The 19,983-nt window shown below is 59.5% G+C and carries 16 protein-coding genes; 11 read left to right on the top strand and 5 right to left on the bottom strand.

Annotated features, from left to right (window positions below):
- Nucleotide 1 precedes the first annotated feature (1 nt).
- From trbE to AC1RR3_RS00260, 8 genes are read left to right on the top strand one after another with little or no spacing between them, the layout of a single operon-like run.
- Nucleotides 2-2,443: a conjugal transfer protein TrbE gene (trbE, locus tag AC1RR3_RS00295; protein WP_492819750.1), complete on the top strand. Its 2,442-nt coding sequence runs from the start codon at nt 2-4 to the stop codon at nt 2,441-2,443.
- On the top strand, nt 2,440-3,171 hold the full coding sequence (gene trbJ / locus AC1RR3_RS00290; RefSeq protein ID WP_492818194.1) for a P-type conjugative transfer protein TrbJ: 732 nt from the start codon (nt 2,440-2,442) through the stop codon (nt 3,169-3,171). Before trbE ends, trbJ begins: the two co-directional genes overlap by 4 nt.
- On the top strand, nt 3,171-3,551 hold the full coding sequence (gene trbK-alt / locus AC1RR3_RS00285; protein ID WP_492818192.1) for a putative entry exclusion protein TrbK-alt: 381 nt from the start codon (nt 3,171-3,173) through the stop codon (nt 3,549-3,551). The genes trbJ and trbK-alt overlap by 1 nt, the downstream gene beginning before the upstream one ends.
- A 3-nt stretch (nt 3,552-3,554) precedes the next feature.
- The gene (trbL, locus tag AC1RR3_RS00280) at nt 3,555-4,814 is read left to right on the top strand and encodes a P-type conjugative transfer protein TrbL (RefSeq protein WP_492818190.1); all 1,260 of its coding nucleotides are present in this window, start codon (nt 3,555-3,557) and stop codon (nt 4,812-4,814) included.
- Complete coding sequence (gene trbF / locus AC1RR3_RS00275; RefSeq protein ID WP_492818188.1) at nt 4,814-5,497, top strand: conjugal transfer protein TrbF; 684 nt, start codon at nt 4,814-4,816, stop codon at nt 5,495-5,497. Before trbL ends, trbF begins: the two co-directional genes overlap by 1 nt.
- Entirely contained in the window at nt 5,494-6,528 is a 1,035-nt protein-coding gene (gene trbG / locus AC1RR3_RS00270; protein ID WP_492818186.1) for a P-type conjugative transfer protein TrbG, read from the top strand. Before trbF ends, trbG begins: the two co-directional genes overlap by 4 nt.
- Complete coding sequence (locus AC1RR3_RS00265; RefSeq protein ID WP_492818184.1) at nt 6,525-7,739, top strand: TraB/TrbI/VirB10 family type IV secretion system protein; 1,215 nt, start codon at nt 6,525-6,527, stop codon at nt 7,737-7,739. The genes trbG and AC1RR3_RS00265 overlap by 4 nt, the downstream gene beginning before the upstream one ends.
- Nucleotides 7,740-7,748: 9 nt before the next feature.
- On the top strand, nt 7,749-7,991 hold the full coding sequence (locus AC1RR3_RS00260; RefSeq protein WP_492819748.1) for a DUF2274 domain-containing protein: 243 nt from the start codon (nt 7,749-7,751) through the stop codon (nt 7,989-7,991).
- Here the strand turns inward: AC1RR3_RS00260 and AC1RR3_RS00255 are convergent.
- From AC1RR3_RS00255 to AC1RR3_RS00240, 4 genes are all read right to left on the bottom strand, one after another.
- Nucleotides 7,964-8,911 (bottom strand): LysR family transcriptional regulator, encoded by a 948-nt coding sequence (locus AC1RR3_RS00255; RefSeq protein WP_492818182.1) that lies wholly within the window; start codon nt 8,909-8,911, stop codon nt 7,964-7,966. The genes AC1RR3_RS00260 and AC1RR3_RS00255 overlap by 28 nt on opposite strands.
- 108 nt (nt 8,912-9,019) lie before the next feature.
- The gene (locus AC1RR3_RS00250; RefSeq protein ID WP_492818180.1) at nt 9,020-9,652 is read right to left on the bottom strand and encodes an acyl-homoserine-lactone synthase; all 633 of its coding nucleotides are present in this window, start codon (nt 9,650-9,652) and stop codon (nt 9,020-9,022) included.
- Nucleotides 9,653-9,746: 94 nt separating this feature from the next.
- On the bottom strand, nt 9,747-10,475 hold the full coding sequence (locus tag AC1RR3_RS00245) for a helix-turn-helix transcriptional regulator (protein WP_492818178.1): 729 nt from the start codon (nt 10,473-10,475) through the stop codon (nt 9,747-9,749).
- Nucleotides 10,476-11,211: 736 nt separating this feature from the next.
- A complete protein-coding gene (locus AC1RR3_RS00240) occupies nt 11,212-12,186 on the bottom strand; it encodes an AraC-like ligand-binding domain-containing protein (RefSeq protein ID WP_492818176.1) in 975 nt (324 codons plus the stop codon).
- Nucleotides 12,187-12,370: 184 nt separating this feature from the next.
- Between AC1RR3_RS00240 and AC1RR3_RS00235 the strand changes: the two genes are divergently transcribed.
- From AC1RR3_RS00235 to AC1RR3_RS00225, 3 genes are all read left to right on the top strand, one after another.
- Nucleotides 12,371-12,856: a DUF1097 domain-containing protein gene (locus AC1RR3_RS00235; RefSeq protein ID WP_492818174.1), complete on the top strand. Its 486-nt coding sequence runs from the start codon at nt 12,371-12,373 to the stop codon at nt 12,854-12,856.
- A gap of 76 nt (nt 12,857-12,932) precedes the next feature.
- A complete protein-coding gene (locus AC1RR3_RS00230) occupies nt 12,933-14,501 on the top strand; it encodes a class I adenylate-forming enzyme family protein (protein WP_492818172.1) in 1,569 nt (522 codons plus the stop codon).
- A 2-nt stretch (nt 14,502-14,503) separates the two neighbouring features.
- The gene (locus tag AC1RR3_RS00225; RefSeq protein WP_492818170.1) at nt 14,504-15,913 is read left to right on the top strand and encodes a class I adenylate-forming enzyme family protein; all 1,410 of its coding nucleotides are present in this window, start codon (nt 14,504-14,506) and stop codon (nt 15,911-15,913) included.
- A gap of 530 nt (nt 15,914-16,443) precedes the next feature.
- On the opposite strand, the gene pyc is transcribed toward AC1RR3_RS00225, so the two are convergent.
- Entirely contained in the window at nt 16,444-19,893 is a 3,450-nt protein-coding gene (gene pyc / locus AC1RR3_RS00220; RefSeq protein ID WP_492818168.1) for a pyruvate carboxylase, read from the bottom strand.
- Nucleotides 19,894-19,983: the final 90 nt, after the last annotated feature.

The raw sequence follows: 19,983 nt of genomic DNA, 5'->3' as shown, positions 1-19,983 counted from the left end.
CATGATCAATCTTGCCGAATACCGCCGCTCAAATACCCGCCTTGCGGATTTCCTACCCTGGGCCGCATTGGTTGGAGAGGGCGTCGTCCTCAACAAAGACGGTTCATTCCAGCGTACCGCAAGGTTCCGCGGACCGGATCTCGACAGCGCAGTGCCCGCCGAACTCGTCGCCGTCGCTGGCCGCCTCAACAGCGCCTTGCGCCGAATCGGTTCGGGCTGGGCCGTTTTTGTCGAGGCTCAACGTCATTCTGCCAGCCGCTATCCGGCGAGCACGTTTCCGGATGTGGCGTCAGCCCTGGTCGATGCCGAGCGGAAAGCCCAGTTCGAGGAGGCGGGAGCTCACTATGAGTCGAGCTATTTCCTCACCTTCCTTTATCTGCCGCCCGCCGAGGACGCCGCGCGGGCCGAACGGTTTCTGTATGAGGGCCGCGATCGGACCGAGAACGCCGACGCCCGCGAGGTGTTGCGCGGATTCGTCGACCGCACCGATCGGGTGCTCCAACTGGTCGAGGGCTTTATGCCCGAATGCGCCTGGCTCGATGACCCGGAGACACTGACCTATCTGCATTCCTGCGTGTCGACGAAGCGTCATCGGGTTCGGGTGCCCGAGACCCCGATGTATCTCGATGCGCTGCTGGCGGACCAGCCGCTGACCGGCGGCCTCGAGCCGATATTGGGGGCATCGCATCTTCGCGTTCTCACTGTCGTCGGGTTTCCGACCGCGACGACGCCCGGAATACTCGACGAGTTGAACCGCCTGGCATTCCCGTATCGCTGGTCGACGCGTGCGATCATGCTGGACAAGACGGATGCCACCAAATTGCTGACGAAGATCCGCCGGCAATGGTTCGCCAAGAGGAAGTCGATCGCCGCCATCCTCAAAGAGGTGATGACGAACGAGGCATCGACGCTGCTCGACACCGACGCCCACAACAAGGCTATGGATGCCGATGCCGCGCTCCAGGAACTGGGCTCCGACCAGATCGGCGAAGCCTATGTCACGGCGACTGTCACCGTATGGGATAACGACCCGCGCGTGGCCGATGAGAAGCTGCGTCTGGTCGAAAAGACGATCCAGGGGCGCGATTTCACCTCGATGACTGAGACGGTGAACGCTGTCGAAGCCTGGCTCGGCAGTTTGCCGGGACATGCCTATGCCAATGTCCGGCAATCACCGGTCTCGACCCTCAACCTGGCCCATATGATTCCGCTATCAGCGGTCTGGGCCGGCGAGGTGAGGGACCATCACTTCGCGGCACCGCCTCTGCTGTTCGGAAAAGCCGAGGGTTCGACCCCGTTCCGATTTTCCCTCCATGTCGGTGATGTAGGTCATACGCTGGTGGTTGGTCCGACCGGCGCCGGCAAATCGGTGCTGCTGGCGCTGATGGCGTTGCAGTTCCGCCGCTATCCGGGTTCGCAGATCTTTGCCTTCGATTTCGGCGGATCGATCCGGGCGGCTGCTCTCGCCATGGGTGGCGACTGGCATGACCTGGGTGGTGCGCTGTCGGACGATGCGTCAGAACCTGTTGCGCTGCAGCCGCTGGCCTGGATCGACGATGCCTCCGAGCGGGGCTGGGCGACCGAATGGATCGCCGCGATCCTGGCGCGGGAAAAGATCGAGATCACGCCCGAGGCAAAGGACCATCTGTGGTCCGCGTTGACGTCGCTGGCCTCGGCGCCAATCCAGGAGCGCACCCTGACAGGCTTGTCGGTGCTGCTCCAGTCGAGCGCGCTGAAGCGGGCCCTGCAACCTTATTGCCTGGGCGGCCCTTATGGCCGGTTGCTGGATGCGGAGCTCGAGCGTCTCGGCGAAGCATCGGTTCAGGCGTTCGAGACCGAAGGATTGATCGGCACCGGCGCCGCACCCGCGGTACTTGCCTATCTCTTCCATCGCATTGGAGATCGTCTCGACGGCCGCCCGACCCTTCTCATCGTTGACGAGGGTTGGCTTGCGCTCGATGACGAAGACTTTGCGGGACAATTGCGCGAATGGCTGAAGACGTTGCGCAAAAAGAACGCCTCCGTCATTTTCGCGACCCAGTCGCTCTCGGACATCGATGGCTCGGCGATCGCACCCGCCATTATCGAGAGCTGTCCGACCCGCATATTGCTGCCGAACGAACGCGCGATCGAGCCGCAGATCACGGCGATCTATCGCCGCTTTGGTCTCAACGACCGGCAAATCGAGCTGTTGAGCCGGGCAACACCGAAGCGCGACTACTACTGCCAATCCCGCCGCGGCAACCGGATGTTCGAGCTGGGTCTGGGCGAAGTCGCGCTCGCTTTTACTGCGGCTTCTTCCAAGATCGATCAGGCGGCAATCGAGCGCCTGCTCGCAGAACACGGCCGCGACGGCTTCGTGCTCGCCTGGCTCCGACATCGCGACGCTTCGTGGGCCACTGATCTGATCCCCAATCTGAGCAATCTGGAGCCATCGTTATGAGACGTCTTTGGGTTCTTGCAGCCGCGAGCGCTGTCGCATTGTCGCTTGCTGCCATGTCGCCGGCATCTGCGCAATGGATCGTCTTCGATCCCAACAACTATGCCCAGAATGTCCTAACAGCGGCGCGCGAGCTGCAGCAGATCAACAATCAGATTACGTCGCTGCAAAATCAGGCGCAGATGCTGATCAATCAGGCGAAAAACCTGGCGAGCCTGCCATACTCGTCGCTGCAGCAACTTCAATCGTCGATCCAACGTACCCAGCAACTGCTCGCTCAGGCCCAGCGCATTGCCTACGACGTTCAACAGATCGACCGCGCGTTCTCGACCAATTATGCGCCGGCGACGAGCAGCCAATCCAATCAAGCACTCATCACCAACGCGCAATCGCGTTGGCAGAACTCGGTCGCCGCGCTGCAGGACGCCTTGCGTGTGCAGGCCGGCGTTGTCGGCAACCTCGACACCAACCGCACCCAGACGTCGGCGCTGGTGACCTCAAGCCAGGGCGCAAGCGGCGCCCTACAGGCGACGCAGGCCGGCAACCAGATCCTTGCGCTTCAGACTCAGCAACTCGCCGATCTCACGGCGACCGTCGCAGCCCAGGGCAGGGCGCAGAGCCTTGAAGCGGCTCAACGCGCGGCGGCGCAGGATCAGGGCCGCGAGCAGCTGCGGCGGTTTCTGACCCCGGGCCAAGGCTATCAATCCCAAGACGTGCAGATGTTTCATTGATGAGCGCGTTCAGCAGGTTCAAACGACTGCCAATTGTCGCAGCGGCCGGATCCATGATGTTGGTGATGGCGGCATGCGCCATCCAGCTCCGCGGTGATGGCGACGAAACGGCGTCAAATTCGGCGGGTCCACAGACCACGGGCACGATTGGTTCCAGTCTCGCGCGGTGCCGAACGGTCACGCCGGAACAGACAGCAACCTACGACGACTGTCGTCAGATTTGGGCTGAGAACCGACGCCGGTTTTTCGGTCAGAAGAGAAGTCCGACGGCTCCCGCTGGCAGTGACGCGCTCTCCAGCCAACCGTCTGAGACGCCGCCAAAGGATCAGAGCCGGATGCCGCAAGGTTATCCGTCGGTGGCCCTCCCGGAAAGTGAGTAAGCCATGACCGGCACCGGCGTGATCGATCAGTTCCTCGATACCTATACCCGCTATATCGATTCTGGCTTCGGCCTTCTGGGCAGCGAGGTTGGCTTTCTTGCAACGACGTTGGCTGCCATCGACATTACCCTCGCGGCTTTATTCTGGAGCTGGGGCACGGACGACGATCTGATCGCACGGCTCGTCAAAAAGACTCTGTTCGTCGGCGTCTTCGCCTACCTGATCGGCAACTGGAATAATCTCGCTCGTATCGTGTTCGAGAGCTTTGCCGGTCTCGGGCTCAAAGCCTCCGGCACAGGCCTGTCATCCGCAGATTTTTTGCGGCCAGGGCGGATCGCCCAAGTTGGCCTCGATGCCGGCCGGCCGATCCTCGACTCGATCTCAGGTCTGATGGGATACATCAGTTTTTTCGAAAACTTCGTCCAGATCGTCGTCTTGCTGTTCGCCTGGGTCGTTGTGCTGCTCGCTTTCTTCATCTTGGCAATCCAGCTCTTCGTGACCCTCATCGAATTCAAACTCACGACGCTTGCTGGTTTCGTGCTGATACCCTTTGGGTTGTTCGGAAAGACCGCATTTGCGGCTGAGCGTGTGCTTGGCAACGTCGTCTCGTCGGGCATCAAAGTCCTGGTTCTTGCCGTCATTGTTGGCATCGGCTCGACTCTGTTCTCCCAATTCACGTCTGGGTTCAACGGCGGACAGCCGACCATCGAAGACGCAATGGCGCTGGTGCTCGCGGCACTGTCACTGCTCGGCCTCGGCATTTTTGGTCCTGGGATCGCTAACGGCCTGGTGTCTGGCGGACCTCAGCTCGGGGCGGGTGCCGCGGTCGGGACCGGACTTGCAGCGGGCGGCATTGTTGCCGCCGGCGCCGGCTTGACTGCGGGCGGTGCCGGGCTTGCCGGAGGAGCGATAGCAGGAGCCGCGCGGGGCGGCGCCGCGCTCACAAGCGGTGCGTCAGCGGCTTATCGCAGTGGCGGCCTCAGCGGTGTCGCCGATGCCGGGCTCTCGGCAGCGGCAAGCCCGTTGCGTCGGGCCGCGGCAACTCTCAGTAACAGCGCTCAATCGGCTGGGCAGGCGCCAACCACAGGGGGCTCCGTTGCCGAGACCGGGAACACCGCGCCGGATGGTCCGCCCGATTGGGCGCGGCGCATGAAGCGTGCCCAGACCGTCAGCCATGGCGCATCAGCCGTCACCCATGCCGTTCGCTCCGGCGACCATGGTGGAGGCGGCGCATCGATCGATCTCTCTGAAGGAAACCACTGATGTTTAAACGTCCTTCCGTTCACTACGGCCGCACGCCCGAGCCCGTCACGCCCTATCAAAAAGCAGCGCAAGTCTGGGACGACCGTATCGGATCAGCCCGCGTGCAGGCAAAGAACTGGCGATTGATGGCATTCGGATGCCTCGCGCTGTCGACGGGTCTCGCCGGCAGCCTTGTCTGGCAATCGACCCAAGGCACGATCACACCCTGGGTGGTTGAGGTCGATCGTCTCGGCCAGGCACAACGGGTGGCACCGGCCAATACAGACTACCAGCCGACAGACCCGCAGATCGCCTATCACCTGGCGCGATTTATCGAGGATGTCAGGGGTCTGCCGGCTGACGCCATCGTGCTGCGTCAGAATTGGCTGCGCGCCTACGACTTCACGACCGATCGCGGTGCCGCCGCTCTCAATGACTACGCCCGAACCAACGATCCCTTTGCCAGGCTCGGCAAAGTGCAGGTGTCGGTCGAGGTATCAAGTGTTATTCGCGCATCGTCGGAGAGTTTTCGGGTGGCGTGGGTTCAACGGGCCTACGACAACGGATCTCTCAGTTCAACCGAGCGCTGGACTGCCATTCTCTCCGTCGTGATCGAGACGCCGCGCGACGCCGATCGGCTGCGCAAGAATCCCCTCGGCGTCTACGTCCACGCCATCAACTGGTCGAAGGAGCTGGGGCAATGAATACGTTATTTCGTAATATGGCTTCTCCGCGCCGGACTTCATGCAGTCGCTCCGTCTCATTCAGGTCAGATGGTTCGGCGCTCCGAAGGGCGATACTTCCGGCACTGCTGCTTTGCGCTTCTGCTTTGGCTGGTTGCTCCACGTTTAGGCCGCCCGAGATCAGCTACGACAGTGACGTTCCGCCATTGCCTCCGCCGCCCGTGCCTGCCGACGACAAGTTGCGGCCGCTTCATGTCCCGCCACTCTGGAAGCCGGCCCTAGGCGGTAAGTCCGGTAGCAAGGAGGAGACTGAGCCGGTGAGCCGGGTTGAGACCGCGAACAGTGCGGCGCGTGTCGAACCACGCAAAAAGGGATATTTCAACGCCGCACAGGTCTATGCCTACAGTCCAGGTGCGCTGTACCAGATTTATGCCGCGCCCGGACAAATCACCGATATCGCGCTCGAGGAAGGCGAACAACTCACGGGATCGGGTCCGGTCGCGGCAGGCGACACCGTTCGTTGGGTGGTCGGCGATACGGAAAGTGGCAACGCAGATACCCGCCGCGTCCATATCCTGGTGAAGCCGACTCGCGCTTCGATCGAAACCAATCTTGTCGTCAACACCGATCGGCGCACCTACCTGATCGAGTTACGCGCCCGCGAAAAACCCTATATGCCTTCAGTCGCCTGGTACTATCCGGAAGAGCGGCCGGGCAGGGTGCGGCCCGTGGCTTTGACGCCTGTGTTACCCGATCCGACGCAGCGTCGTTTCCGCTATGCCATTGAGGGCGACGGTCCGCCCTGGCGGCCGCTCACCGCTTATGACGATGGACGCAAGGTCTACATCGAGTTCCCGCAGGGAATCGTTCAAGGCGAGATGCCGCCTCTCTTCGTCATTGGCCATGACGGCAAGACCGAGATCGTGAACTACCGCGCCTACGGCAACGTCCTCATTGTCGACCGGCTCTTTGCGGCTGCGGAGTTGCGGCTCGGTGGCGAGCATCAGCAGAAAGTCCGGATTGTCCGGACCGACGGGAGGCCGTCGTCATGAGCACACTTCAGAGCAATGACAGTAACGGCCAGCCCGGCGAGCCGAACAGGTCGGAAGAATTGGCGCACGGCTTCCGGTTAAGGGCAGATCATCCCCGCGTCACGCGGCTGTCCCGTAAGGTCCTGGCGGGAGGGACCGCCGTCGCATTGGTTCTTGTTGGGGGTGCCGTGATTTGGGCTCTGCAAAACAATCGCTCCCGCGGACCCGCGCCGGACGAACTCTACAGCACCGATCATCACACCGTCGCTGATGGCCTCGCCGGTTTGCCGCGGGACTATACTGGTGTTCCTCGCCAGGTGCCCTCGCTGGGCCCACCGCTTCCTGGTGATCTCGGCCGGCCAATCCTTGCCGCTCAGGGACAGCCGCCAACCACAAACACGACGGGCTTCGATCAGGAGCAGCAGCGCCGCGACCAGGAGATCGAAGCCGCGCGCATTAGCCGTTTGTTCGCCTCCACCAACGTCCGCGAGACGACGCCCGCTGCAGCCCAGGCTTCGAGCGTGGACCGAGCCGCCGCATCGTCCGTGCCGGGAACCGACGACGGCTTTGCGCAGAACGGCCAGGACCGCAAACTTGCCTTCGTCAATGCGTCGGTCGATCGCCGTACGACAAGCCCGGACCGCGTCACGAAACCCGCTTCGCCGTATGTGGTGCAGGCAGGGACGGTTATTCCTGGGGCTCTCATCACGGGCATTCGTTCAGATCTGCCCGGGCAAATCACGGCGCAGGTGACCGAGAATATTTTTGACACACCCTCCGGTCGCTTGCTGCTGATCCCGCAGGGAGCTCGCTTGATCGGAACTTATGACAGCCAGATCGCATTCGGTCAGTCACGCGTGCTGCTGGTCTGGACACGCCTGATCATGCCGAATGGTCGTTCGATCGTCCTGGAGCGACAGCCAGGTGCGGATGCGGCAGGATATTCAGGGTTGGAAGATGAAGTCGACAACCATTGGGGCGAGCTGTTCAAGGCTGCAGCCCTTTCGACGCTGCTGGCTGTCGGCAGCGAACTGGGAGCCGGCTCCGACACCGGCAACAACGGTGACATCATCCAGGCCCTTCGCCGCGGATCGAGCGATAGCCTAAATCAGACTGGCCAGAAGATTGTTCAACGCAATCTCAACATCCAGCCAACGCTAACCATCAGGCCGGGATTTCCGATTCGCGTGATCGTTAATCGCGACCTCGTACTAGAGCCTTACAGAGGGTGAGGAATGAAGATGGCCAAGCTTAAGATTGGGGCGCTTCCAAATGACAAGCCCGTCAAGGTCACCGTTGAATTGCCGGCTGCCGTGCATCGAGATCTCGTCGCCTATGCGGGAGCCCTCGCACGTGAAACCGGCCAGCCGATCAATGATCCGTCAAAGCTGATCGCGCCCATGCTTATGCGATTCATGGCAACGGATCGGGGATTTGCGAAATGGCGTCGTGCAGTTCATTCGCCAGAAACTGGAGAAGGGTAACGTTCGGCGAGCAATTTCAGAAAGCTATGAAGGGCTGGGTTTTCGTTGTCGCCGCGCCAATGTGCCGAAAAGCTCAGGTAGCTCGGTCGGATCCCGTCGCGCAATTCGCGATAAACCAAACCGGCAAAGCTGGCACCGATATCGGATTCCATTACCAGGCTGATCCCGAGCCTCATGCTGATCAGGCTTTTGATGATGCCCCGACTGACGTCGTGGCGCTCTATTTGAGGCCTGTCCCCAGGTAACGGGAGCTTGGAAATCAGGATGTCCTCAAGTTCGTGTCCGGGGTCATATTGGCTAAGCAAAACTGTTTGATTCCGAAGCTCGGTCCACAAAACGACGTCGCGCGTCGTCAAGGGATGATCCTCTGGCAAGGCGGCCAAAATGCGCTCGCTCCAGAGCGGGAGGGTCTTGTTCTCCAGGAGAGGCGTAGCACCGGTCACGACGAGGATATCGAGTGCTCCGTTTCGTAGCGCAGTCGTCAGGCGCGTTCGCGATCGTTCAACGGTAAGGAGTTCGATATGCGGAAATTTTACCTTGAAATCGAGCAGCGTCGCACGCAGGTTCCCCGTTGAAAGAGACGTGCAGAAGCCTACGGCTAATCTACCGGTTTCTCCGCGTTTGGTTGTTTTTGCGCTCGCAACGAGCGTATCAACTTGCTCCAAGATTATTCGCGCTGTCCTGAGAAACTCGCGGCCGCCGGGTGTTGGCTTCACACCACCGCTCGATCGCTCGAACACGACCACCCCAATCGAATGCTCAAGCTGGCGGACACATCGGCTCAACCGAGGTTGACTAAGCCGCAACACATCCGCGGCTTGCCGAAAGCTACCAATATCTGCCGCGGTCACTGCAAGTCGCAACTGCTGTAGATCAATGGCCAGCGGTCGGGCGTCAGGTCGCCGCTTATCGTTTGCCATGGTTCTCTCCGCCATGTTTTGATGTTCGATAACTCGTGAAGGGAAAATGCGCGACGTCTGCGTGCAGACGTCGCCAGGGAAAGCTCGCGGAGGCTCAATAAAAGTGTCTCAGGCGGCTATGAACGCGACTGGAGCCCACAGCACGGGTCCATGCAGGCCACCCGCGGTATGCACGCGCGCCAAGGCATGTGACGAAACCTCGAGATAGCCCGCAACCGCCACGGTGCTGCCGAGCGGGCGAGGCTTACCTATTCTCCGCAAAGGCCACCCGGCGCGGCGCAAAATCCGCTCCATCCGGGCGTCGGTGACGGTGACGATCTCGGTAAGCTGTCGCGACAGACCGAACTCGATCATACCCGCGAATAGTTCGTAGGTCGGCGTTGCCAGGCCGTGAGCGCCCTTTGGCGCGTCGGCCGTAACATCGAGCGCAAAGCGGCTGCTTTCCCAGATGGTCGGGCTAGCGGGAGCGCATGCTCCGTCCAAGAGAACGGGAAAAGTATCGCGAAGCATCGTGGAGCCGGTGGATGGAAGCAAGCGCACGCAGCCCTGGATGCGCCCATCACCGGCACGCTGTAGCAAGTAGCAAGGCTGAAGGGCGTCGAACGCGTCGATCTCCATATCGCCGCTGACCTGGACGTCCCAATCCAGTCGTTCCCTGAAAACGCGGTAGCGCAGACGGTGCATCTCCGCAATCTCTCCAATAAAGTTACCGAAGTAATCAGCCGTTATCAGCTGCATCATGATCGCCTCCTCGATTGCTGACCTTTCAGCATTGGAGGCGAATTGCTACGCCGACACATCCTGTACTGATGCACAGGATGCGCAGAAAGTGGGATTACTGCATCGTTGACCTTGAAGCGATTAGCCGGGCGACTGCTTGGCAGATTGAGCGCACGCCAAGCTTCGCTTTGGCGTTTTCCAAGTGGAAGGAGGCCGTGCGACGTGTAATGCCGAGGATGTGCCCGATCTCCCAGGCAGATTTGCCCTGCGCCGCCCATTCGAGGCATTCGAATTCGCGAGGTGATAACGACACGCCATCGATGACCCGATCGGGAGAGAGCTTGCGTCGAACATGCGCATGAAAATACATCGCCATGAGCTGAAGTACTTGTCTGTGCGCTTCGATGCGCCGAGAAAAGGCAGCACCGCGATGTTCGTCTGCTGCAAAAGTGACGGCAGCGATTGGACCACGACCATCGTGAATAGGAATTGTAAAGCCACACGTGATGCCAAATCTGGCGGCATCCTCGAATAACTCCCGCTGCGGTCGCGATAGCATGCTCGCTGTCGAATTGAGACCCCATTGAAAGGGCTCAGTTTCTTCGAGCGCTTGGGTGATCACGGGATCTAAACGTTCGTAGTGGTTTTTTAAATATTGCGCTGTCCAGGTGGACGGATAGGTCGATATCAGTTGCGGAGCACCACCTTTTCGGCCGGATAAGCATAGATAGGCGAAACAAGACAGTTCCAGCGCGCGAGTTGCCTCTACCATGCTTTCCCGAAACGCCGTTACATCGGCGCTTTCGGATAGACGATCGATGTAGGTCTGAAAAATGCGGTGCATATCGACGCAACACGGAAAAGGCTACACGCTCGTATTCTAAGTAGCTCCGCCCATTACAATTAGTCCTGCGAAACGCAGAAGCGGCAGTCGGCATGATCCGATCTTGCAACGACCGCCCATTCTATCGTTTCGACACATCAAACAGGATTCTACATGGAAACGGTAGGGCCAAGCGCTGAGGTGCGTTTAGAGCCAAAATGCCAAGCAACCGGCGGGAGGCCGCCTGACTCGGGAACAGTCCTGTTGCATTCACGATGTGCTGGCAAGGGCTAGTTGCCAGCGTCGAGAAACCGGTTCTTAGGGGGTGGAGGATGCTCGCGGCTTCTTGGCCAATGTCCGAACTAGAGATGAGCAAACTAACGTAGGCGCAAGGGTACGCTGAAGCGATCCACCGGCCTAGTGAACTGTAGTAAGTAGTCTGCACCTGGCGACGCACTCCAGCGCGCAATTCTGACTGCCAAAAGCGGCATCGGAAACTCTGGTTTCTTACACACCGTAAAGGGGACCACTTCAAAACATATCAGCCCGACAAACGACAGGATTTCGCCGATCTCAACGATCAAGTTCTTCAAGCAGGCAGCGCATGGGCTCGCGCAGGAAAGTGAAAGCCCGTTTGCCAGGGTCTTTAAACGGCCGGCGAATACGGAGTTCTACGGAGCAATACCGCGAGCGTGGCATATATGCGGTGACGTCGATCTCTTGCGACGCAAACGCTCGCCACTTCGCCTCACAGCAATTAGCATTTGGGGGTTGCAACCGCGCGGGTGCAAGCGCGGAGCTCTCGTGGCGAGACGCCGTAGCGCGCGCGGAAGGCGCGGCCAAAATGGGATAGGTCGTTGAAGCCCCAGCCAAAGGCCACGCTTGAAATGCTCCGCCCGTTTTGGGCCGGGTCAACCAGTGCGAGGTGGCATTTGTGCAGTCGACGCTCCAAAATATAGGCCATCACCGACACATCATTCGAGCCGAAGATGTCCGACAGATGGCGGACCGACACGCCAAGAGCCTGCGCTATGTTGGCTCTGGAGAGGTCCGGATCAGATAAGTGAGCATCGATGTAGTTGCGGATTCTGATGAACCACGCGTTGCGGGTAGCGGTCTCGTGGACATTTCGCGCGCCCAAACGCTCCCCAATCGCCACAGCAAAAAGATCAAGCAGACTCCCAGCTACCTGATGCACTCCCGAGGCCGGCAACGAATCTAGATCGCTTGAAAGCATACGGCAAAGAGCGGACGCGATCTTGCCTGCGCCGCGAGAACCGCTAAACGTTAGGCCCGTCACCGCGTCGAGCGACCCGAGCCTAGAGGCCATTTCACGCCGGGGAATTCTCAGGACGTGATGTTCGAAGCCTTCGCGAAACAGCACGGAGTACGGCCTGCTGCTGTCGACAATTGCGAAATCGCCCACATCGAGAACGCCTTCGCGTCCGTCCTGGAGCAGCGCGCTCGCCGAGCGCCCTTCAATAGCGATCAGAAAGCAATCTTCTCGGCCCTTTGCAATACGTTGACGCGAACGCACCAACTCCATTCGATCTGAGCCCATTCGGGTCAGCATCAGCGAAGAGATGGACTGTGCAAACATCGCTCCCCTGAAATTGGCCCTGTCTATCACATGGCAATCAAGGTTGACGAATGTGTCACATACCCAGTCGTGCCAGTACTCTAGCGACTGGCTGGGTGGAACGTCCTGTGTGGAATGCCTGATCGCGAACATCGGGGCCATCCAAGGTTTTCGTACGCTACGGCACGTAATCTCAAGCGGTCAAGAGACGAGTGCGATAAAGAGGCGCACTTTGCCCTCACAGTCGATTTTTCCTGCCCGCCCGTCCGAGACAGGTTCTTCCATCCCCTTCATCCTTTGAAGCAACGATCCGCAATAGGAATGGGGGAGACGAATAATGCCGTTACTTTCTGCTTTGGCGATAGCGATCGGGATCATTGCCGTGCCCGTCATCTGGGTATTCTTGGGTCCGCTCGTGCCTTTTCAATTTCAGATCTGGCAATGCTTCTTGGGATGGGGCTGCTTTTATCACTGTGGCGGAAAGGCCGCTGGCCTCAAAACAACGATTATCTGTACGGTTTTCGGCGCTTTTATAGGCGCTCTTGTAGTTATCTCTGCCGGGTATCTCGGCTTTATGGGCTCGCTTGCGGTGCCGATTGCAGGCGCCGTCGGGGCCGCAATCATCGTGCTCGCGGCATACATCCCGTTGCTGTCGGCTATTCCGGCTAGTGTCTACGGTTTCGCGGCTATCGCCGCGTTCATCCTGTTGAAGGGGGTAGCGCCCGTTGAGGCCTTACCGCCGACTGTAGGCAGCTTGGTTATCGGCGCTCTTGCTGGTTGGGTTTCCGAACTCGCGGGTGCCCGTTTGGCGAAGCCCGTCTAAGGGCTCTGCTGTCTGAGCTACCTGCGCAATGCGCAAATCTAGCTAGAGAAGAATGTTCACAGAAAAGGGGAGAGACATGAAGGTCGAGGCCGGAGGACAGATCACAACGACGGTGAGACGCTTTCCGCAAAGGATCGCAATAACCTCTCCCCAAGGCAACCGAACCTACAGCGAGCTGAATGCACGCGCCAACTGCGCAGCGTCCGGACTGCTCGCCGCTGGTGTGAAGCAAGGCGATCGCGTTGGGGTGTTGTCCTTTAACAGGATCGAAGTGGCCGAACTCTGGTTCGGCATGGAGAAGTGGAACCTAGTACGCGTCGTGCTACACAGCCACTTCGACTTCTCAGTCCATGTTCGTACTCTTAATCACATTGAAGCGACCACGCTGGTCTTCGATACCCGCTTCGCAAAGGTCGTCGACGAATTTCGTAGCTCGTTGAAAACGGTTAAGGTCTTTGTTGCCCTTGGCGCGAACGCGCCATCCTGGGCTGTCCCCTATGAGGACATTGTACGTAAGGGCAACAATGCAGATCCTGCGCTTGACGTCGATGAAAACGCGTCCTGCTTCCTTCAGCTTACGACAGGCACCACCGGCGACCCAAAGCCGTGGATCGCGACGTATCGCTCTTGGCGCGCAGTTATCGCCGGTAACGTCGAGCATCTCGACACGTTCGCGGCCGGTGCGATCGGATCGCACGAAGTATGCCTTCATTTTCACGCATTGCAGTGGGCGACCGGCTTCCAGACGCTGATGCCCTACTTTATGCGCGGAGCGAGGACCATACTCGTCGATGATGAGGTTTTTGATCCTGGGGTGATCGTCGATACGATCGTGGCCGATTCGGTGACTGGCGTGTTCGTGCCCGGTCCAATGTTGACGCCGATCCTCGACGCGATCGAGGCGCGCGGCGGTATAAAGCACAATCTCAAACGCATCATGATCTTCTTCGCCACCCCCGAGCAGTTGGACCGCGTGACCCGCGTTCTCGGTCCAGTCTGGTGTCATGGATTTGGATCAACCGAGCAGGGCGCGCCAACCACTCGTCTATTACCGGAAGATGTCGGAGCAGATCCCGAGCGTATCAACAGTGTGGGGAGAAGCATTTCGGCTTTCTTCGAAGTTGCTGTCGTGAACGAGAAGGGAGTGCGGCTTGCGCCGCGAGAAATCGGTGAAATCGTTGTCCGGAGCCCAATGTCGTTGAGCCAGTACTGGAACCTCCCGGAGAAGACGAACGAGTCCTTCTTCGAAGGCGGCTGGTTCAGGCCGCGCGACGTCGGTTATCTTGATGAGAGCGGATTCGTTTATTTTCTCGATCGCGCCAAAGATCGAATTCTGTGCGCTGCCGGGATTGTCTATCCGCACGTAGTTGAGGCGGTGCTATTGCGCCACATGGCCGTCGCCAACTGTGGCGTGGTCGGCCTGGGTGAAGACGGCGCACATCGCGTTGTGGCCGGTATCCTGCTAAAGGATGGGTACAAGCCTACGCCAGACCTCGCAGCAGACATTCTGGCCGCCGCGCGAGATCTTGGCGTGCCCGCGCGACCCGATCATTTGTTCTTCGTCGATGAACTTCCGACTGTTCTTGGCGGAGCCAAGGTTCGCCGTGAAGAGTTGCGCGACCAGCTCGCAAAGCGAAAGACCTAGCGATGCGATCGGCAGAACTGACAAGACGGGCGTTGTTGTCGCGCGGCGATCGCCCGATCGTCTACGAGCTGACTGGTCGCTCGATCAGTGGCGCCGCGTTGGTGGATCGCGTCGAGAAGTTGGCCGGCAAGCTTCTCGAAGAAACAGGGCGATCGGGAATAATCGGAATCTGGTATCGAAATAGCATTGAAGCAGTGGAGGCATTCCTCGCGGTCGAGTGGGCTGGATTAACCCGCATTACTGTCGACCCCAATGCGCAAGCCGCAGAGGCAGGAGCGACCTTCCGAGCCGGCGGGGCCGATCTGGTTCTCGCCGATAGGGAGCATGCGGCAATGCTCGACGGCATTACGACTGTGCATGATCGGGACGAACCGTTCCTGGGCGAACCCATCGGTCCGCAAGACGTCTCAGGTACCCATACGTTAAGCCTGTATCCGCGATCTGTCGCAAACGGAGAACTGTTTGCCATTCCGTTTTCCTACGGAAACTGGGATGCAATTCTCAGGACCAATGTCGACCTCTATCGTGACGGTCGATTTGGCTTGTGGCGGGAAGAAGACGAGGTCTTCCTTGCCTCTCAGCAGATCATGCACGCGACGGGCCTCGTCGGCACGTTTCCCTTTCTGATGATGGCGAAACCACAAGTCCTCGTTGATCATTTCTCGGGAGACGTGTTGGTTGATACCATCAAGGAGCACGGGGTGACAGCGACGATGCTCGTGCCTCAGATGTTGAGTCGGTTGACCGAAGCGGCGGAACGGAAAGAGGGTATGACCGGATCTCTGCGCCATATTCTTTATGGTGGAGGTCCTATTGTGGTTGACGATATTCGTCGCTCGGTCCGCTGCTTTGGTCCTGTCCTTTCGCAAATTTATGGGCGTATGGAGGGAGGGTGGCCCATCAGCGTCCTAGACACCGCCGATCACGCCGCGATCGCCAAAGGAAACGATCTTTTGGCGACAAGCTGTGGTCGGCCGATCGACGAGGTGAAGGTACAGCTGAGGTCAACCTCGACATCCAGCACGAGAGAGCTTCTTGTTGCCAGCGACATGACAGTTGCGGAGTACAAGGACGCAGAGGGTTATTGTTCTCTCGGAGATGTCATGGACATGGATGAACAGGGCTACCTGTTCTATCGCGGGCGTCTCGACCGCATGATCAACACCGGTTACCATGTATACCCAGGGGAAATTGAAGTGGTTTTGTCTGAGGTGCCGGGTGTCTCTCGCGTCTTGGTAAGAGGAGAGCCCAACCGTGAATGGGGGGAAACGGTGGTAGCCTACATGGTGACAGAACCGGCCGTTGATGCCGCGGATCTCATCCAAGCTGCGCAATCGACGGTGACTGCAAGGCTGGCGCGCTACAAGGTCCCACGCAAATTCCTTGTCGTTGACCGGTTGCCGGGTGAGTAGATGTGAAAGGTGTTTAGTGCGATCTGACTAGGCTTGCCGGCGTCAAAGTTTGGTCGGGTTTACGTATCCTGGCAGTATGTTTAGAGCGGCGATGAATAGAGAGCGCAAACCGCGGGCCACTTATCTTCGCGCGATACCAATATTCGATCGTCAGTTGGCAACGATCGAGGGGCCGCGTAGACGTTCCGTCTTTAAATGTGTGATTGTGGCGATCGTCAGATCGGCGCGAATAGTCCGATCACCAATGAAATGGCTCGACAACAACAGTCGGTCCTATCCGCGCTTCCGCTCTGGGCAGGGTAGTTGATTGCACCTCAAATGTGCCCAGATTCAGCAAATACAGTATCAGTGTAGGTTGGCACCATACAGCGGCGCGATTTTGGTCCTTTCCGGCTGGAATGAGGCCCCATTAAAAGCCACTGGCTCCGAGTGCCTGGGTGATCACAGCATCGAAACGTTCGTAGCGGTAATCGGCACGAGGCCGCCTGTCCTGTTGCGTGATATGGCGCCCCCTTTAGGGCGGAGAGGAGTCACTCAAGAGCAACGAGAAGATCCTTCGGTTGGACCTGAGCGCCTTCTTTGACCAAGACCTCGGCGATGCGCCCGTCACTACCGGCGCGAACGGCGACTTGCATCTTCATGGCTTCGATGGTCAGCAGAACGTCGCCCGCTTTCACTTCTTGTCCCACCCTCGCTACGATGCAAGCGATGGTTCCCGGCAGGGGAGCGGCGACGTGCATATCGTTCGTCGCGTCCGCCTGTCGGGCTACCTGACGAAGGTCGGCGGCGGCGAGACTCCGAACCTTAATGACGCGCGGCTGGCCGTTCAGTTCGAAGAATACGCGCAATTGCCCTTCCTCATCTGCTTCGCCGAGTGCCTGCAGACGGATGACGAGCGTCTTACCCCGCTCTATGGATACGGAGATCTCCTCACCGACCTGCATGCCGTAAAAGAAAATTGGCGTCGGCAAGGCGGAGACAGGCCCGTATTTCCGGCTTGCATCGCAGAATTCGGCGAAAACCTTAGGATACATGAGATAGGAGCACAGCTCCCGCTCGCCGAGAGCTCGGCCGCACATCTTTTCGGCATCATTCCGGACAGCTGCAATGTCGGTCGGCGCCAGCAGGGAGCCTGGTCGTGCAGTGGACGGCCGTTCGCCCTTGAGCACCTTTTGTTGCAATGCCTCCGGCCATCCGCCAGGGGGTTGTCCGAGGTCGCCGCGAAGCATTCCGGACACAGAGGCAGGAAATGCGATCTCTCGCGCTGGGTCGAGCACATCGTGCGGCGTCAGTCCTTGGGTCACCATCATAAGGGCCATGTCGCCGACGACCTTGGACGAGGGTGTGACTTTCACGATATCACCGAATAGATCGTTGGCGGCTCGATAGGCCTGCGCCACTTCGTGCCAACGCGTCCCGAGACCCATCGAGTTCGCCTGCTCCTTCAGATTCGTGAATTGCCCGCCCGGCATTTCGTGGAGATAGACTTCGGACGCTCCGGACTTAAGGCCGCTTTCGAACGCCACGTATTGCGCTCGAACCGTCTCCCAATAGTGGCTAAGCTGTCGGATCTCGTCGAGGCCAAGGCCGGTCGCCCTGGGTGTGTGGCGGAGCGCCTCCACCAGCGAGCCGAGGCTCGGCTGGGAGGTGGCGCCGGACATGGTGTCCATGGCGGCGTCGAAGGCGTCGACCCCGGCATCAACTGCGGCCAGCACCGTTGCTGCGGAAACGCCGGACGTGTCGTGGGTGTGCAGACGGAGCGGCAGGCCCACTTCTTCGCGCAGAGCGGTTACCAAAGCCTTGGCCGCTGCGGGCTTGAGTAGGCCTGCCATGTCCTTGATGGCTAGGATGTGGCAGCCTGCCTTTTCTAGATCCTTGGCGAGGTCGACGTAATAGCGCAACGAATATTTGGCCCGTTCAGGATCGAGGATATCTCCGGTATAGCAGATGGCACCTTCCGCTAATTTCCCTGTCTCGACGACGGCGTCAATGGCGACACGCATGTTCTCGACCCAATTGAGGCAGTCGAAGATGCGGAAGATGTCCATGCCCGCGTCCGCCGTCTGACGCACGAATTGGCGCACGACGTTGTCGGGATAGTTGGTATAGCCGACACCGTTCGCTCCGCGCAGTAACATCTGTAGTAGCGTGCCTGGCACTTTCTCTCTTAAAAGAGCCAGGCGTTCCCATGGATCTTCTTTGAGGAAGCGCATTGCGACGTCGAACGTCGCGCCGCCCCAACATTCGAGCGAGAGGAGCTGAGGCAGTCCGGAAGCATAGGCTTCCGCTGCGCCGATGATGTCGAAGGTACGCATACGGGTCGCGATGAGCGATTGATGCGCGTCGCGCATGGTGGTGTCTGTAACAAGGACGCGCGCCTCGTTGCGCATCCAATTGGCAAAGCCCCTCGGCCCAAGGCGCTCGAGGAGTGAGCGGGTCCCTTCTATGGGGCGTGCCATGGGGAACACCGGCGCTTGCGTCGACCGGGTTCCGGCAGAGGGGCGGGCTCGACCCTTGACCTCGGGCTGTTCGTTGACCGTGATGTCGGCGATGTAGGTCAGTAACTTCGTCGCCCGGTCGCGCCTCTTGGAAGCGTTGAGCAATTCAGGCGTCTCGTCGATGAAACGGGTCGTGTAATCGTTCGCGCCGAATTTCGGGTGTGAAAGCACTGCCTCGAGGAATAACAAGTTGGTCGAGACGCCGCGGATGCGGTATTCGCGCAAAGCTCGCTTCATCCGGGCGATCGCCTCCGCTGGCGTCGGCGCCCATGCGGTCACCTTTTCCAGCATCGCATCGTAATAGCGGGTGACTAAGGCCCCCGAATAGGCGGTGCCGCCGTCGACGCGGATGCCGAAGCCGAAGGCGCCGCGATATGCCGATATACGACCATAGTCCGGGATGAAGTGGTTATCTGGATCTTCCGTCGTGATGCGGCATTGGACAGCATGGCCGTTGAGCGTGATACCTGTCTGTCGCGGGATGCCGGTCTCTTCTGGCCGACCGAGCCGCCCGCCTTCGGCGATGCGGATCTGGGCCTTTACGATATCGAGTCCAGTGACGGCTTCTGTGACCGTGTGCTCTACCTGGATGCGGGGATTCACTTCTATGAAGTAGAAAGCGCCAGTATCGGCATCTATCAGGAATTCGACGGTGCCGGCTCCGACGTAGTCCGTCGCCCGTCCGATCTTGAGCCCTGCCTCACACAAGGAGGCGCGCATGGCATCGTCCAGAAAGGGTGCGGGAGCACGCTCGATCACTTTTTGATTCCGTCGCTGGATTGAGCAATCCCTCTCGAAGAGGTGAAGGACGTTGCCGTGTGCATCGCCCAGGAGCTGAACCTCGATGTGGCGTGCCCGCCGCACCAGCTTTTCAAGATAGACCTCGTCCTTGCCGAACGCGCTCTTCGCTTCGCGTCGTGCCGTCGTAACCGCATCGATCAATGCATTCTCATTCTCGATGGGACGCATGCCGCGGCCACCGCCGCCCCACGACGCCTTGAGCATGAGCGGATAGCCTATCTCTGCGGCAAGCCTCCTGATGGCCGCCGGATCATCCGGTAACGGATCAGTGGCCGGCATCACTGGAACGCCGATCGATATGGCGAGATTGCGTGCTGAGACCTTGTTGCCGAGCGTGCGCATCGTGTCGGGTCGGGGGCCCACGAAGATGATGCCGGCTGCAGCGCACGCGTCGGCGAATTCGGGGCTTTCCGACAAGAAGCCGTAGCCTGGATGGATGGCGTCGACCCCCACTTCCTTCGCGACGCGTATCACCTCATCGATTGAGAGGTAGGCCTCAATCGGCCCCATCCCCTTGCCGACCTGATAGGCCTCGTCAGCCTTGAAGCGATGCAGCGATAGCTTGTCCTCTTCGGCGTAGATCGCGACCGTTCGAATTCCCAGTTCCGTAGCCGCACGGAAAACCCGAATGGCGATCTCGGAGCGATTTGCGACGAGAAGCTTTCCGATGAAGCGCTTCATGGCTTCGCGTGCCCGCAGTTTCGCGAGATGTCGTGCGTGATCTCTCTGCGTCGGAGTCGACGGCATTTATAAGCGATGGCCAACATTGTC

The organism is Bradyrhizobium sp. GW821-FHT13H05 (assembly GCF_058804065.1).
The sequence above is the reverse complement of the archived record's forward strand: the minus strand, read 5'-3'. Positions and strand labels throughout refer to the sequence as shown.